This window comes from Pseudomonas sp. WS 5410, from assembly GCF_012985645.1.
Taxonomy (GTDB): domain Bacteria; phylum Pseudomonadota; class Gammaproteobacteria; order Pseudomonadales; family Pseudomonadaceae; genus Aquipseudomonas; species Aquipseudomonas shahriarae.
This window is the reverse complement of the sequence record NZ_JAAQWS010000003.1, coordinates 376,109-389,964: the sequence shown is the minus strand read 5'-3', so window position 1 is coordinate 389,964 and position 13,856 is coordinate 376,109. Positions and strand designations below refer to the sequence as shown.

The window sequence follows — 13,856 nt, the reverse complement described above, 5'->3', positions numbered from 1 at the left end:
TGGGTCAGTTGGCCCATCTGTCACTGATACACCGCTATCGCAGGCAAGCCAGCTCCTACTTTGATGGGTGTTTTGGTGTGGAAAGTCAGTGGGCGCATTTTTTTTCATTTTCCTTTGTCGGTTTTCCAATCCCGTCCGGGTTACCTCTTGAAAGCCAATCAAGAAGCGTTCTCACGGGGAGTCCTGCAATGCCGCACCATCCAATCCAACCCCTGGCCCGCGCCCTGCGTCGTGGCCTGTTTGTCAGTGTGCTGGCGACTGTGCCGCTCGTCCCGACCCTGGTCCAGGCCCAGGAGAGCGCCGGCGAAGCCTTGCGCCAATACAACATCCCTGCCGGCAGCCTGGACCAGGCGTTGAACCGTTTCGCCAGCGCTTCGGGGATTTTGCTCTCGGTGGATGCGTCACTGACGTCCGGCAAGCGCAGCCCTGGCTTGCAGGGGCGCTATGCCACCGGGCCGGGCTTGGAGCGCTTGTTGGCCGGCAGCGGCCTGGTGGCGCTGCAGGCGGGGAGCGGTTGGTCGGTGCAGGCCCTCGCGGGGGACGGCGCGATGCAACTGGGGGCGACCCAGATCAGCGCCCAGCAGCACCAGGAAAACGCCTGGGGCCCGGTCGACGGCATCGTCGCCACCCGCAGCGCCACGGGCAGCAAGACTGATGCGGCGCTGGTGGAAATCCCTCAGACCATCAACGTGATCAGCGCCGCCGAAATCAAGGCGCGCGGCGCGCAAAGCGTGACCCAGGCGCTGCTCTACACCCCTGGCATGAGTGCCGGCGGCTTCTCCGACCGGGTGAAGCTGTTCGATGAACCGACATCCCGTGGCTTCTCGCCGACACCCTTGTACCTCGACGGTTTGCACCTGCCTTACGGTGGCGGCAGTACAGGCGGAGCGTTGCAGATCGAGCCCTATTCCCTGGAGCGCATTGAGGTGCTCAAAGGCCCGGCGTCGGTGCTGTACGGGCACAACCAGCCCGGCGGCATCGTCAATATGGTCAGCAAGCGTCCCAGCGAGACCCCGGTGCGCCAGGTGGTACTCGAAGCCGGCACCTACGAGCACAAAAGCGCGGCCATCGACCTCAGTGGCCCGCTGGATGATCAAGGGCAGTTGTTCTATCGCCTTACCGGGCGCCTCAAGGACGAGCAAGGCGAGATCGACTACTTCGAAAACCGCCGCCAATTCATTGCGCCAAGCCTGACCTGGCGGCCCAACGACGACACCAGCCTGACCCTGTTCGCCCAGTACCAGAAAGACAAGGGCTTGCCCGAGGCCCAGGGCCTGCCCGCGTCCGGCACGGTCTGGCGCAACCCCAACGGCAAGATCGACCGTGATGTGTTTATCGGCGAGCCGGGCGTCAACAAGTACAACCGTGAACAATTCGCCTTCGGCTACGAGTTGTCCCATCGCTTGAACGACACCTGGACCCTCAAGCAAAACGCGCGCTATGCCGAAGTGGACGACCGCTATGTGGCGCCGTTGCACGGCTACCGCTTTGTCGCCAACCCGACCACTGGCGCCATGGATCAACGCTACCTGCAACGTTTCGGCGTGGACTGGAGGCAGAACAACAAAGTGATTGGCGTGGATAACATCGCCCAGGCCGAATTCACCACTGGCGAGTTCTCCCACACCCTGATCGTGGGCCTGGATTACTACCACTTCAACTCCAGGTTCCTCGGCCTCTACGACCGCACCCCACCGATCATTGATCTATTCAACCCGGTGTATGGCCAGCCGCTGAATTTCGGCCAGCCGTATCGCTGGGACAACACCATCACCCAGACCGGCCTGTACGTGCAGGACCAGATCAAGTGGGACAAATGGGCACTGGTGCTGGGTGGGCGCTATGACTGGGCCAATGTGGTCAACAAGGCGCCGCTGAGCGACGATCGCACCAGCAGCAAGGATCAGGCCTTCACCGGCCGTGCGGGCCTGGTGTACCTGTTCGATAACGGCCTGGCGCCGTTTATCAGTTACTCGGAGTCCTTCCTGCCGCTGTCCGGCACCGATGTAAACCATAAGCCTTTCGACCCGTCCACCGGCAACCAGTACGAAGTCGGGGTGAAGTACCAGCCACCGGGCCAGGAAAGTTTTGTGCAGGTCTCGGTCTATCAACTGGACCAGGAAAACATCCTGACGGCCAACCCGCCGAGTAACTTCAGCAGCCAGAGCGGCGCCATGCGTTCGCGCGGCGTCGAGTTCGAAGCCAAGGCGGTGCTGAACGATTCCTGGGATGTGGTCGCTTCGGCGGCGCGCAACGACATCAAGTACACCAAGGACAACGAAGGTCGCGAAGGCCGCCACCCGGCCGGTATCTCACCCCTGACGGCCGCGTTGTGGGTCAACTACACCGTGATCGGTGACACCCCGCTGGCTGGTCTCGGCGCAGGCCTGGGGGCCCGCTACACGCGCAGCAGCATGGGTGACTACGTTGCCGGCGCGTTCACGGTGCCGTCCTACACCGTCTACGATGCCAGCCTGAGCTACGACCTGGGCGCCTCGGCTCTCAAGCTTAAAGGCGTGAAGTTGGCGATGAATGTGCAGAACCTTGCCAATAAAACCTATGTGTCGCAGTGCACCAGCGATCTGGATTGCTACTACGGCGAAGGGCGTACGGTGGTGTCGAGCCTGACTTACGACTGGTAAGACGCTACCCCCTGTAGGAACCGGCAAGCCGGCTCCTACAGGGGGTCAACCCGGATTCTGCAAAAACACCACATACCCCCGAAACCACTCATTTCCTTGCAAATACCCCGGCTCCTGCCACTGCCCGCCCTGGATCAAGCCAATCTTGAACGGCATTCCCAGCCGGTTCATCCGTGGCAGGTACGCCGCGTAATCGGGGATGCTGTGGCGGCCCTGATAGGTCTGCACCACCACTTCATCCACCACGCCCTTGAGCTGGGCGATGGCGGCCGGGTCGGCGTTGCTGCTCCAGTCCATCAGGCCGGTGATGCTCAGGCGCAAATCCTTTGGCAGGCGCTGGCGCAGGTCTTTGAGGAAGTCGGCGTATTCATGCAGGTACTGGGTGCGGGCGTCGAAGTCGATCTGGATGCCCACCACCGGGTTGCCCGCTGCGCGCCAGCGTTGCACCTGGCCGAGCATTTTTGTGTAGACCGGCTCTGGCCAGCGCAAGGTGTGGGCGCGGTAGACAATCCACACTTCGCCCTGGCGGATGCGCGGCACGCTCATGCCCTGGGCGATGAACTGCACGCCGCGTGAGGGCTGGCGGCGGGTCGAGTTGATCTGGCCCTGGAGGATGTACAGCGTCTTGGCCTGCTTGAGCACCGGCTGTGGCGCGACCCCGCTCCACAGCCAGAAGGCCTCATAGTCGCGGGCATCGACCGCGCCGAAGGCCGGGCTCGCCAGTACCAGCAGCGCCAGCCAGAAACCTTTCACCGGCTTACCAGTAGTACTGCAGCGACTTGCCCCACTGGGTGTCGGCAAACCCGGTTTTCAACTGGCGGAACCAGCCCTTGCGCACCGCCTTGTCCACATCTTCGCCGCCGCAGCTGTTGTAGCCCGACGGCGCATAGCAGTTGATCGCCCGGAACAGTGCATAGGCCTTGTCGTCACGGGGCGCCTTGGGGTTGGCGATTACTTGTTTGTAACCCTCGAGCCGGGAGAAGGTTTCGCCTTTGAAGGCCGATGCGGTGCTGCCCAGGCTACCGGCCGAGCGCACTTCTTCCAGGGGCATGCCATCCAGGCCGTTGCGCAGGATGAACTCACCCAGGCAGTTGAGGCCGTGGGGGTTTTTCGGCTCGCTCTGCAAGGTGCTGGCGGTTTGCGCGATGGTCGGGCAGGTGTAGCCGGAGGCGGCCTTGTCGCCGCTCCAGCGGAACAACGTCAGTGCCTGACCGCCGTTGTACACATAGCCCAGGCTGGTGCCGATCTTGTCGGCGGCAGGCGAGGCCGGCAGTTGCTGCAAGTCCTCGGCAAAGGTTGCGAACTGGCCGCGCAGCAGGTCTTTGTAGAGCAAGACAAATTGCGCGGTACTGCGCTCCAGCGGGTCGCTGGCCTGGCTGATCTGCTGGCGCAGCAACTCGGGCCCGGCCACGCTGCGCAGCAGGATATAGCGCACTTGCTTGGTCTGGATCGGCGAGTCGGCGGCGAACACCTTGGCCAATTGGCCGCTGCGTTCGTAGTTCATCGCCAGGGCCAGTTCCAGTTGATCGCGCTGCAAGGGCTGCTTGGCCAGGGGCAGCAGTTGCAGCCACAGCGCCTCGGCGCCTTTCCAGTCCTGCTTGGCTTCCAGGGCCAGGCCGCGCAGGGTTTGCTGGCTGAAGGCCAAGTAATCCAGGCTCGACGGCAGCTCTTGTGGCAGATGTTTCAACGCGTTGTCTGGCTGGTGCTCGACATACAGGGCGAACGCCGCCTGCAAGTAGTCGTACAGCGCCGGCTCGTTGGCAAACGCGGCCTTTTGCCCGTCGAGGGTGGCGCGGGTCAGCTTGGGCGGGTTGTTGGCGCGCATCCACATCAGGTCGTTGATCGCCAGCAACAATGGGTTGTGGATGGTCTCGGCGTAGCTGGTCAGCAGCTTGTTGTCGGTTTCTTCCACCAGCTCATCAATGGAGCCATTGCGCTCGGCATCGCTGGCCTCGGTCAGTTGCCAGGCGTAATCGTCCGCCAGCTTGCTCGCATCGCCCGCCAACCAGTGCACCCGGCGCAACAGGCCACGGGCGGAAGGGGCGTATTCACCCTGTGGATAAGTTTTCAGGTAGCTGAGGAAACTGTGCTCGGCTTCGTCCAGCGCGGACTTATCCACAGCCTGGCGCTGGGGTAGGCCATATTCATCGAAGGCGTTTTCCTGGGCATGATTGAGGGACGCGCGGGCGATCATGTACACCGCCGTTTCTTTGAGCCATGGCAGTGTGGTCAGGGTCACCGCAGCAAACCCGCGCTCGGCATACACAAAGCGCCCGCTGTAAAAGTCGGAAGCGGCGAGCAGGTAGGTGGTCAGCTCGCGACCCTGGGTGGAAGTGATCAACTGCGGCTCCAGCAGCACTTCCCCCTGCCAGTCGCAGGTGCCGAGCAATTTCAGGCGCGCATTGGCCAGCAGCACTCGCTCATTCGCCGGCACGTCGGCCTTGATCACTTGGCGCACAAAGTCGGTGGCACTCTGCACATTGTTGCTGCGGCAGCGGCTGCCTTCGCCCCACAAAAACTGATCGCCTGCCGCCGCCGTGGCCTCGCGCTGGATGCCCAGCGAGGCCAACAGTTGCGCAAGCTCCGTGCCTTGCTCTTCGCCCGTCTGCCCTTCGGGCGGGTGCGGCACCAGGCGATACACCGGGAACGGCACCGGGCCGAAGCCCTGGGCCAGGTCATCTTCACCCAGCGCATTAGGGGTCAGGGGCGCGTTCTTTTTTGCCGCGAGCAACAGGCGCAGGTTGGTCCGGCTGTCATTGCCGGGGCTCAGGAATGGCATGTTGCTGCAGGCGGTCAGCGAATCCTGGGACACGCGCCAGTCGGGGTAGCACGAGTCGTCGCCGCTGGCCTGGGCCTGCAGGGAAAAGGCGGCACACAGTGCCAGGGTCAGGGATGACAGAAGACCGATGCGCATGAATTGTCCTTATTCCGGGAGTCCGTGAATGCCGCTGGGCGAAAGGTGAAGATGATAGCGTGAACATTGCAAAATGTTGCACGAATGGCTGCCAATCTGTGGGTTTTATCGGTCTAGACTGAGGGCAATCCCTTATTTTTTGGAGTTGCCATGCAATCGCCTGTTCACAGCCTGCCGTCGTTGTTCAAACAGCTCGGGCTGCCCGATGACGCCACCAGCATTGAGCGTTTTGTTGCGGTGCATTCGCCGCTCAAGCCGGAGTTGAAACTCGAAGATGCGTTTTTCTGGACGGGTAGCCAGAAAGCGTTTCTACGCGAAGAAATTCTGGAGGATGCGGATTGGGCGGAAGTGGTGGATGAGTTGAATGTGCTGTTGCGCAGCAGCCGTGCTTAAGTGAACTCATTCGAATGTGGCAGCTGTCGAGCCCGAGCGAGGCTGCGATAGCGGTGGATCAGCCAGCATCAATCCAAGCAGTGCTACCGCCATCGCAGCCTCGCCAAGGCTCGACAGCTCCCACAGAGGCGGCGCGTTATAGGGGTCCCACCGCCTATCTGTGAATTTGTATCAAAACTTGACGAGATTCCATTCCTCCACCATATTGATAGTTAGCAAACTAACTGTATGCGAATGATCTCGTGCCTCAAACCCCCGAAACCCTTCATATGAGCCTCAGCAGCAGCATGGTGGCGGGCGCCCGTAACTGGCGCAAAATCTGCCAGGCCACGCTGGTGAGCTACGGTATTTCCGAAGCCTGTGCGGTGCCTTTACTGATGATCGGCCGTCTCGGTGACGGCGTGCATCAAGTCAAGGTGGCTCAGGCTTCGGGGATGGAAAGCCCGTCCCTAGTGCGCCTGCTCGACCAACTGTGCAGTGCCGGCCTGGTGTGCCGCAGCGAAGACCTGCACGATCGCCGCGCCAAGGCGTTGAGCCTGACCGAGCGCGGCCGCGAGTTGGTGCAGGCGGTCGAAGCCCAGCTGGTGCGCTTGCGCCATGAAGTGCTGGCAGACATGGCCCCTGCCGATCTGGAAGCCGCGTTGCGCGTGCTGCATGCTTTTGAAGCAGCCAACCACCCACCGTTGGTCGTGGCTTCTTGAACGGATTTTTTACCGGCATGCCGCCGGCCCGGGATTGGTTCTACGGTGTGCGCACTTTCGCGGCGTCGATGATTGCCCTGTATATCGCCATGCTGATGCAAATGCCGCGTCCGTATTGGGCGATGGCCACGGTGTATATCGTCTCCAGCCCGTTTGTCGGGCCCACCAGTTCCAAGGCCTTGTACCGTGCCATCGGCACCTTTCTCGGGGCGATGGCCGCGGTGTTTTTCGTGCCGCTGTTTGTGCAGACACCGTTCCTGCTGGTGGTGGTGATTGCGTTGTGGACTGGCATTTTGCTGTTTCTGTCCCTGCATTTGCGTACCGCCAACAGCTATGCCTTGATGCTGGCGGGCTACACCTTGCCGTTGATCGCCTTGCCGGTGGTGGATAACCCCCTGGCGGTGTGGGATGTGGCCGAGGCGCGTACCGAAGAAATCTTCCTCGGCATCGCCGTGGCGGCGGTGGTCGGCGCGATGTTCTGGCCACGGCGCCTGGCACCGGTGTTCGATGACTCGGTGCGTAAATGGTTTGCCGACGCGACGATCTACAGCCAGCGCTTCCTCAATCGCAACGTACAGCCCGAGGAAGTCAGCAGCCTGCGCGGCGGCATGGTCGCGACTTTTAACACCCTGGAATTGATGATCGGCCAACTGCCCCACGAAGGCGCGCGGCCGCAAACGGTGCGCAACACCAAGGAGCTGCGCGGGCGCATGATCCATCTGTTGCCGGTGGTGGATGCCCTGGATGACGCGCTGTATGCCCTGGAGCGCCGCACCCCGGAGTTGGTCGGCAAGTTCGCGCCGCTGCTGGCGGCCACCACCGAGTGGCTGCAAAGCACCACTGATGAGGCGCCGGTCGAACGCTGGCGCGTCCTGCGTGACCAGCTCGAAGCCCTGCAACCCGACGCCGAGGCCCTGGACGACCGTCATCAGTTGCTGTTTTCCAACGCGCTGTATCGCCTCGGCGAGTGGATCGACCTGTGGCAAGACTGCCGCAGCCTGCAAGCCGCCATCCACAGCGAAAGCCAGGCCCCGTGGCGCGCGGTCTATCGCCACTGGCGCCTGGGCCGGCTGACGCCGTTCCTTGATCGCGGCCTGATGCTCTACTCGGCGTTTTCCACGGTCAGCGCGATCATCGTCGCCTCGGTGCTGTGGATTCTGCTGGGCTGGACCGACGGCGGCAGCGCAGTGATCCTCGCGGCGGTGGCGTGCAGTTTCTTCGCCTCGATGGACGACCCGGCGCCGCAGATCTACCGGTTCTTTTTCTGGACCGCGATGTCGGTGCTGTTCGCCAGCCTCTACCTATTCCTGATCCTGCCCAACCTGCATGATTTCCCGATGCTGGTGCTGGCGTTTGCGGTGCCCTTTATCTGGGTCGGCACCCTGACGGTGCAACCGCGTTTCTACCTGGGCATGCTGCTGACCATCGTCAACACCTCGTCCTTTATCAGCATCCAGGGCGCCTACGACGCGGATTTTCTGAGCTTCGCCAACTCCAACCTCGCCGGCCCGGTGGGCTTGCTGTTTGCCTTTGTCTGGACCCTGATCGCGCGGCCCTTTGGTGCTGAGCTGGCGGCCAAGCGCCTGACCCGTTTCAGCTGGCGCGATATTGTCGGCCTCACGCAGCCGGCCACCCTCGCCGAGCACCGGCGCCTGGGCGTGCAAATGCTCGACCGCCTGATGCAGCACCTGCCGCGCCTGGCCATGACCGGCCAGGACACCGGCGTCGCCCTGCGCGAGCTGCGCGTGGCGCTGAACCTGCTCGACCTGCTGGCCTACGCACCCCGCATCCTCGGCGTGCCGCGAGTGTTGCTCGACCAGGTGGTGGCCGAGGTCGGCGAGTACTTCAAAGCGTGCCTGAAGGCCGGTGAGCGCCTGCCGGCCCCCAGCGGTCTGCTGATGACCCTGGACCGCACCCGCCGCGCCCTCAACGGCCAGGGCCTGCAAGGCGAGGGCGAAACCCGCCTGCACCTGCTGCACGCTCTCAGCGGTTTGCGCCTGGCGCTGTTGCCCGGCGTGGAGTTTGTCAGTACAGGCGAGATGGACGCGCCGTTACCCGATGGAGCGCCTCTATGATCGGTGACCTGGATATCAGCGGGGTGTTCCTGCCCACGCTGCTGGTGCTGATGGGCATTACGTATGGCTTTTACCTGGTGGTGCACGGGTTGTTGACCCGCGTCCACTTCTACCGCCTGGTCTGGCACCGGGCATTATTCAATGTGGCTCTCTACGCGCTGTTGCTGGGCGCTGTGGACTCACTCAGTCGATACCTGATGACATGAAAAAACCTTTTTTGACGATCGGCCGTGTGGTCCTGACGTTGCTGGTAGTGACCTTTGCCTGCGTCGTGGTCTGGCGCATGGTCATGTACTACATGTTCGCCCCCTGGACCCGCGACGGGCATATCCGCGCCGACATCGTGCAGATCGCTCCGGACGTGTCCGGGCTGATCCAGCAAGTGGATGTGCGCGATAACCAACTGGTGACCCGGGGCCAGGTGCTGTTCTCCGTGGACCAGGACCGTTTCAAGCTCGCCCTGCGCCAGGCCCAGGCGGCCGTGGCCGACCGCCAGGAAACCCTGGCCCAGGCCCAGCGCGAAGCCAGGCGCAACCGCGGCCTGGGCAACCTGGTGGCCAGCGAGCAACTGGAAGAAAGCCTGTCCCGCGTGGCCCGCGCCCAGTCGGCCCTGGCCGAGGCGCAGGTGACGGTGGATAGCGCCCAGCTCAACCTCGACCGCTCGGTGATCCGCAGCCCGGTGGACGGCTACGTCAACGACCGTGCGCCTCGGGCCCAGGAGTTCGTGACCGCCGGGCGCCCGGTGTTGTCGGTGGTGGACAGCAATTCCTTCCACATCGACGGCTACTTCGAAGAGACCAAACTGGACGGCATTCATGTCGGCCAGAGCGTGGATATCCGCGTGATTGGCGACAACGCCCGTTTGCGCGGGCATGTACAAAGCATCGTCGCCGGCATCGAAGACCGCGACCGCACCAGCGGCTCCAACCTGCTGCCCAACGTCAACCCGGCGTTCAGCTGGGTGCGCCTGGCCCAGCGGATCCCGGTGCGTATCGCCTTTGATGATGTGCCGGCGGACTTCCGCATGATTGCCGGGCGCACGGCCACCGTGTCGATCATGGATGACCAGCCCAAGTCCGGAGACCAGCCATGAAGCAACTGCTGGCGACCGCTGGGCTGGGGCTGCTGTTGTCGGCCTGCCAGGTAGTGGGCCCGGATTACCAGTTGCCGGATGCAGCCGCCGTCAACCGTGGCGACCTGCTGGGCCAACTGGCCGGGCAGGGCAATAATGTAGTCTCGGCGCCGGTGCCCGCCGACTGGTGGAAGTTGTACCAGGACCCGCGCCTGGATGAACTGGTGCGCCAGGCCATGGCCTCCAACACCGACCTGCGCGTGGCGGCGGCCAACCTGCAACGGGCGCGCTTCCAGGTGCAGGAAGCGCAATCGGCGGGCGGCTGGAGCGGCGGGGTCAAGCTCGGCGCCCAGCGTTTGCAGGAGTCCGGCGAGGCTTTTTTACAGGCGAATAAAGTGCCGGTGGCGAATGTCGGTGATATCGGCATCACCACCTCCTATCAGTTCGACCTGTTCGGCACCTTGCAGCGCGGCATCGAAGGCGCCCAGGCCAATGCCGACGCGACCCAGGCCGCCGTGGATACCGCGCGCATCACCCTGGTGGCGGACGTGGTGCGTTCCTACACCCAGGTGTGTGCAGCCAATGAAGAGCTGCACATCGCCCGCCAGTCCCTCGACCTGCAAGCCCAGAGCACGCGCCTGACCCAGCGCCTGCGCGATGCGGGGCGTGGCGATGAAACCCAGGTCACCCGCTCACAAACCCAATTCAAGTCTTTACGCGCTGAACTGCCGCGCTTTGAGGCGGCGCGCCAGGCCGGTTTGTTCCGCCTGTCGATGCTCCTGGCCAAACCCCTGGACCAATTGCCGGCCGGCACCCGCGATTGCGCCGAGTTGCCGCAGATTGCCCAGTTGCTGCCGGTGGGCGACGGCGCCACCCTGCTCAAGCGCCGCCCTGACGTGCGCCAGGCCGAACGCCGACTGGCGGCGGCGACGGCGGGCATTGGCGTGGCCACCGGCGAGTTGTACCCGGATATCAGCATCGGCGCCTCCATCGGCACCGTGGGCATTATCGACAACCTCGGCAAACCGGCCGCCAACCGCTGGGGCTTCGGCCCGCTGTTGAGCTGGACGGTGCCGTCCAACGGCTCGCGTGCGCGCATCCATGAAGCCGAAGCCGCGACCCAGGGCGCCTTGGCGCACTTTGACGGGGTGGTGCTCAATGCCATCCGCGAGACCCAGACCGGGCTTGCGCAATACACTGCCCAACTGCAGCGCCGCGATGCCCTGGCCGAGGCCGAGCAGTCGGCGCAACAGGCCGCCGACCAGACGCACCGCTTCTTCCAGGCCGGGCGCGAGTCGTTCCTCGCCGACCTGCAAGCCACGCGCACCTACACCGATATGCGTGCGCAACTGGCTCAGGCCAACACCCAGGTGGCGATGAGCCAGATCGACCTGTTCCTGGCCCTGGGCGGCGGCTGGGAAAGCGGACGAACGCAAGGCACACAACCCGGCAAACCCTGAGGCGGTTGCTATGCTTTGATCAGACGGGCTTGCGTGATGGCCCGCTGATCACTGCCTGCGTTGCTCATGGGGATTCCAATAATGAAAAACCCTTATGCTCCCGCGTTCTGGTGCGTGCTCTTCGCACTGGTGTTGTTATCGGCGACTTACTTTTACGGCGTCATGCTGGCCCATCAACTGGATAAGGCCATGGTGTTCCTCGACAGCGCCTGTGCGTTGATCGCCGCGTTGTCCATTGGCGTGGTGGCCTGGGCTTCCTACCAGGGCCAGCGCACCCAGAAAAAAATCCTCGAACAAGGCAAGACGCGGGTGGCGATCTGGGACACCAAGGTGGCCCTGCGCCGGGTCGAAACCGTGTTCGACCGCTATTTCTGGGGCAGCTACTGGCAGCCTGGGCGCACCTTCCAGGAAGTCATGGGCGAACTGACCGGCACGCCCCTGGAAAAAAGCCTCGAAGCCTTGAAGCAACAATGCGTGGTACTCGACCGACAAGTGGCCGAAGGGCGGCACTGGCTGAACAACGCCCGGGAACTGTCCGACGTCGCCACCGCCATGGCCCGCGAGCGTTACCAACTGGACTTCTACGACCCCAAGGCGGATACGCCGGGCAATGCGGTGATTCACCGCGAGTTTGAAGTGCTGGTGTACACCTGGACGGCGCGGCTGAAGAGTTTTGATCACCAGCTCGACGAAATCGAGATGGAATACTCCTGACCCAGGGCTGAGTCCGGTGGACCTGATAAAACTCAGTGAGTCTTATTGGGGCTGCTACGCGGCCCAACGGGGGCAAGCCCCCTCGCCACAATGTTCCATTTCCATCCCCTGGGCCGCGTTGTTCGCCACAAGAGATTGCAACGAGCCCCCCCGCCAGTGCTAACCTTGCCCCGATTTTCGGCGGGCTTGAGCCGACGCCCCACTTCGGGGTTCAGGGAAGACAGCCCACTTCGCACAGGATTGGATCAGGACACTTCATGAATAAATCAGCCGTTGTACTTTTGGGTTTTGTTGCCGCCGTCGGCGTAGTCAGTGCCGGCGGTGCCTGGTACACCGGCAGCCAATTGGAAGGTGTGCTTAAAACCACGATCGAAGACGCCAACAAGGAGATGGAGCGCTCCCTGGCCGGTGTCGATGGCCGTATGACCCTGGAGATGGTCTCCCTGGATCGCGGCTGGTTCAGCAGCACCGGCCACTTCCGTCTCAAGGCTGAAGGCGCGGTGTTCGGTGAACAGTTCAAAGACAGCGAACTGCTGTTTGTCGACCGTATCGAACACGGTCCGCTGCCGGTCTCGCGCCTGGTCACCCTGAAGTGGTGGCCAGTGCTGGCTACCAGTCACCTGGCCCTAGAGAAGAACCCGACCACCGAAAAATGGTTCGCCGCCACCAAGGACGTTTCGCCGGTCAAAGGCGTCGCCAACATCGGTTTCAACCGTTCGGTCACGGGCAACCTGGAGCTGCTGCCCCTGGAGTACAAGGACGGCACCACCAGCGTCACCTTCTCCGGCCTGAACATGGACTACTTCAACACCGAAAAGGCGACAGAGATCAAGGTCGACGGCTACATGGACGCCCTCAAGGTCTCCCTGGTCGACCCCAAGGGGGCACCGTTCCAGGCAGAGCTCAATGGCTTGACCCTCGCCAGTAACTTGACCAAGAGCAGCTTTGGTTTTTATGTCGGCCAGAATACCGTCGTGTTGAGCAACAGCACGTTCACCTTTGGCCCGGAACAAGCCGTGCTGACTGTCAAAGGGTTCGAGCAGAAAGACAGCAGCGATACCAAGGACAACAACCTGGACGGTCGCGTCGACTACAAAATCACCGAGATCGGTTACCAGGGTAAACCCGTGGGTTCGGCGGCCATGGCCGTGAGCGTCAAGAACATCGATGTGCCATCGACCATGGTGCTGACCAAGCTGTATCAGGACAAGATGCAACCGGTGCAGGCTGCCCAGGCTGCCGGCCAACCGATTCCTGAGCTGCAACTGAGCGAAGCCGAGCAAGTGCTGGCCCAGGCCAACGTTGATCTGCTGCTGGCCGCCAAGCCGCAAGTGGCCCTGGAAAACCTGTCCCTGAAGACCGCCAATGGCGAAAGCCGCTTCAACCTGGTGGTAGACCTGACCAAGCCGTCCACCATGGAGCTGCCGCCGGTTGAACTGGCCAAGCAGATGATCACGCTGCTGGATGCCAACCTGACCCTGTCCAAGCCGATGATCGCTGACGTGGCCGCCCTGCAAGCGCAGATCGGTGGTGTGACTGACCCCAAAGCCATCGAGCAGCAGGCCCAGATGGCCAGCGAGATGGTCAGCGGCATGGCCGTGGGCACGCAACTGGCGACCCTGGAAGGCAACGACATCCTGGCCAAGCTGCATTACGCCAACAATGAAGTGACCTTCAATGGCCAGAAAATGACCGTCGAGCAGTTTATCGGCGGCGTACTGGGCAAGCTGGGTGCGGTCAGCGGCGTGCAATAAGGCTGTTCGACCCGTGTAGGAATACGGTTTGTGTAGGCGCTGGCTTGCCTGCGATAGCATCACCTCGGTGTGTCAGTGAAACAGAGGTGATGCCATCGCAGGCAAGCCAGCTCCCACAGAGGCCAGCTCCC

Annotated in this window: 11 protein-coding genes; 9 read left to right on the top strand and 2 right to left on the bottom strand. The window is 62.8% G+C overall.

All coding sequences use genetic code 11. The annotated features are described in order from the left end of the window. Positions 1-188: 188 nt before the first annotated feature. Positions 189-2,642, top strand: a complete 2,454-nt coding sequence (locus HBO24_RS07515) for a TonB-dependent siderophore receptor (RefSeq protein ID WP_170044797.1) — start codon at positions 189-191, stop codon at positions 2,640-2,642. Positions 2,643-2,687: 45 nt separating this feature from the next. Here HBO24_RS07515 and HBO24_RS07510 read toward each other — a convergent pair whose 3' ends face one another. Continuing rightward, a complete protein-coding gene (locus tag HBO24_RS07510; RefSeq protein WP_170059511.1) occupies positions 2,688-3,395 on the bottom strand; it encodes a DUF3142 domain-containing protein in 708 nt (235 codons plus the stop codon). A gap of 4 nt (positions 3,396-3,399) precedes the next feature. After that, positions 3,400-5,556 (bottom strand): outer membrane assembly lipoprotein YfiO, encoded by a 2,157-nt coding sequence (locus tag HBO24_RS07505; protein WP_170059510.1) that lies wholly within the window; start codon positions 5,554-5,556, stop codon positions 3,400-3,402. 150 nt (positions 5,557-5,706) lie between these two features. Between HBO24_RS07505 and HBO24_RS07500 the strand changes: the two genes are divergently transcribed. From HBO24_RS07500 to HBO24_RS07465, 8 genes are all read left to right on the top strand, one after another. Further along, positions 5,707-5,949 carry a DUF2789 domain-containing protein gene (locus HBO24_RS07500; RefSeq protein ID WP_057957941.1) on the top strand — a complete coding sequence of 81 codons (243 nt, stop codon included), beginning with the start codon at positions 5,707-5,709 and terminating at the stop codon, positions 5,947-5,949. A gap of 269 nt (positions 5,950-6,218) precedes the next feature. Then, positions 6,219-6,650: a MarR family transcriptional regulator gene (locus HBO24_RS07495; protein WP_057438945.1), complete on the top strand. Its 432-nt coding sequence runs from the start codon at positions 6,219-6,221 to the stop codon at positions 6,648-6,650. Beyond that, positions 6,647-8,725, top strand: a complete 2,079-nt coding sequence (locus tag HBO24_RS07490; RefSeq protein WP_057957942.1) for an FUSC family protein — start codon at positions 6,647-6,649, stop codon at positions 8,723-8,725. The genes HBO24_RS07495 and HBO24_RS07490 overlap by 4 nt, the downstream gene beginning before the upstream one ends. Further along, entirely contained in the window at positions 8,722-8,931 is a 210-nt protein-coding gene (locus HBO24_RS07485; protein WP_057438946.1) for a DUF1656 domain-containing protein, read from the top strand. The genes HBO24_RS07490 and HBO24_RS07485 overlap by 4 nt, the downstream gene beginning before the upstream one ends. Further along, the gene (locus tag HBO24_RS07480; RefSeq protein ID WP_115127115.1) at positions 8,928-9,818 is read left to right on the top strand and encodes an efflux RND transporter periplasmic adaptor subunit; all 891 of its coding nucleotides are present in this window, start codon (positions 8,928-8,930) and stop codon (positions 9,816-9,818) included. The genes HBO24_RS07485 and HBO24_RS07480 overlap by 4 nt, the downstream gene beginning before the upstream one ends. Further along, a complete protein-coding gene (locus HBO24_RS07475) occupies positions 9,815-11,257 on the top strand; it encodes an efflux transporter outer membrane subunit (protein ID WP_170059509.1) in 1,443 nt (480 codons plus the stop codon). The genes HBO24_RS07480 and HBO24_RS07475 overlap by 4 nt, the downstream gene beginning before the upstream one ends. A gap of 81 nt (positions 11,258-11,338) precedes the next feature. Continuing rightward, positions 11,339-11,971 carry a hypothetical protein gene (locus HBO24_RS07470; protein WP_057438948.1) on the top strand — a complete coding sequence of 211 codons (633 nt, stop codon included), beginning with the start codon at positions 11,339-11,341 and terminating at the stop codon, positions 11,969-11,971. 257 nt (positions 11,972-12,228) lie between these two features. Then, a complete protein-coding gene (locus HBO24_RS07465; RefSeq protein WP_170059508.1) occupies positions 12,229-13,725 on the top strand; it encodes a YdgA family protein in 1,497 nt (498 codons plus the stop codon). Positions 13,726-13,856 lie beyond the last annotated feature (131 nt).

Coding starts and splice junctions, on each gene's coding strand:
- HBO24_RS07515 (WP_170044797.1), top strand. CDS start 189: ATGCCGCACCATCCAATCCAACCCCTGGCCCGCGCCCTGCGTCGTGGC.
- HBO24_RS07505 (WP_170059510.1), bottom strand. CDS start 5,556: ATGCGCATCGGTCTTCTGTCATCCCTGACCCTGGCACTGTGTGCCGCC.
- HBO24_RS07500 (WP_057957941.1), top strand. CDS start 5,707: ATGCAATCGCCTGTTCACAGCCTGCCGTCGTTGTTCAAACAGCTCGGG.
- HBO24_RS07495 (WP_057438945.1), top strand. CDS start 6,219: ATGAGCCTCAGCAGCAGCATGGTGGCGGGCGCCCGTAACTGGCGCAAA.
- HBO24_RS07485 (WP_057438946.1), top strand. CDS start 8,722: ATGATCGGTGACCTGGATATCAGCGGGGTGTTCCTGCCCACGCTGCTG.
- HBO24_RS07480 (WP_115127115.1), top strand. CDS start 8,928: ATGAAAAAACCTTTTTTGACGATCGGCCGTGTGGTCCTGACGTTGCTG.
- HBO24_RS07475 (WP_170059509.1), top strand. CDS start 9,815: ATGAAGCAACTGCTGGCGACCGCTGGGCTGGGGCTGCTGTTGTCGGCC.
- HBO24_RS07470 (WP_057438948.1), top strand. CDS start 11,339: ATGAAAAACCCTTATGCTCCCGCGTTCTGGTGCGTGCTCTTCGCACTG.
- HBO24_RS07465 (WP_170059508.1), top strand. CDS start 12,229: ATGAATAAATCAGCCGTTGTACTTTTGGGTTTTGTTGCCGCCGTCGGC.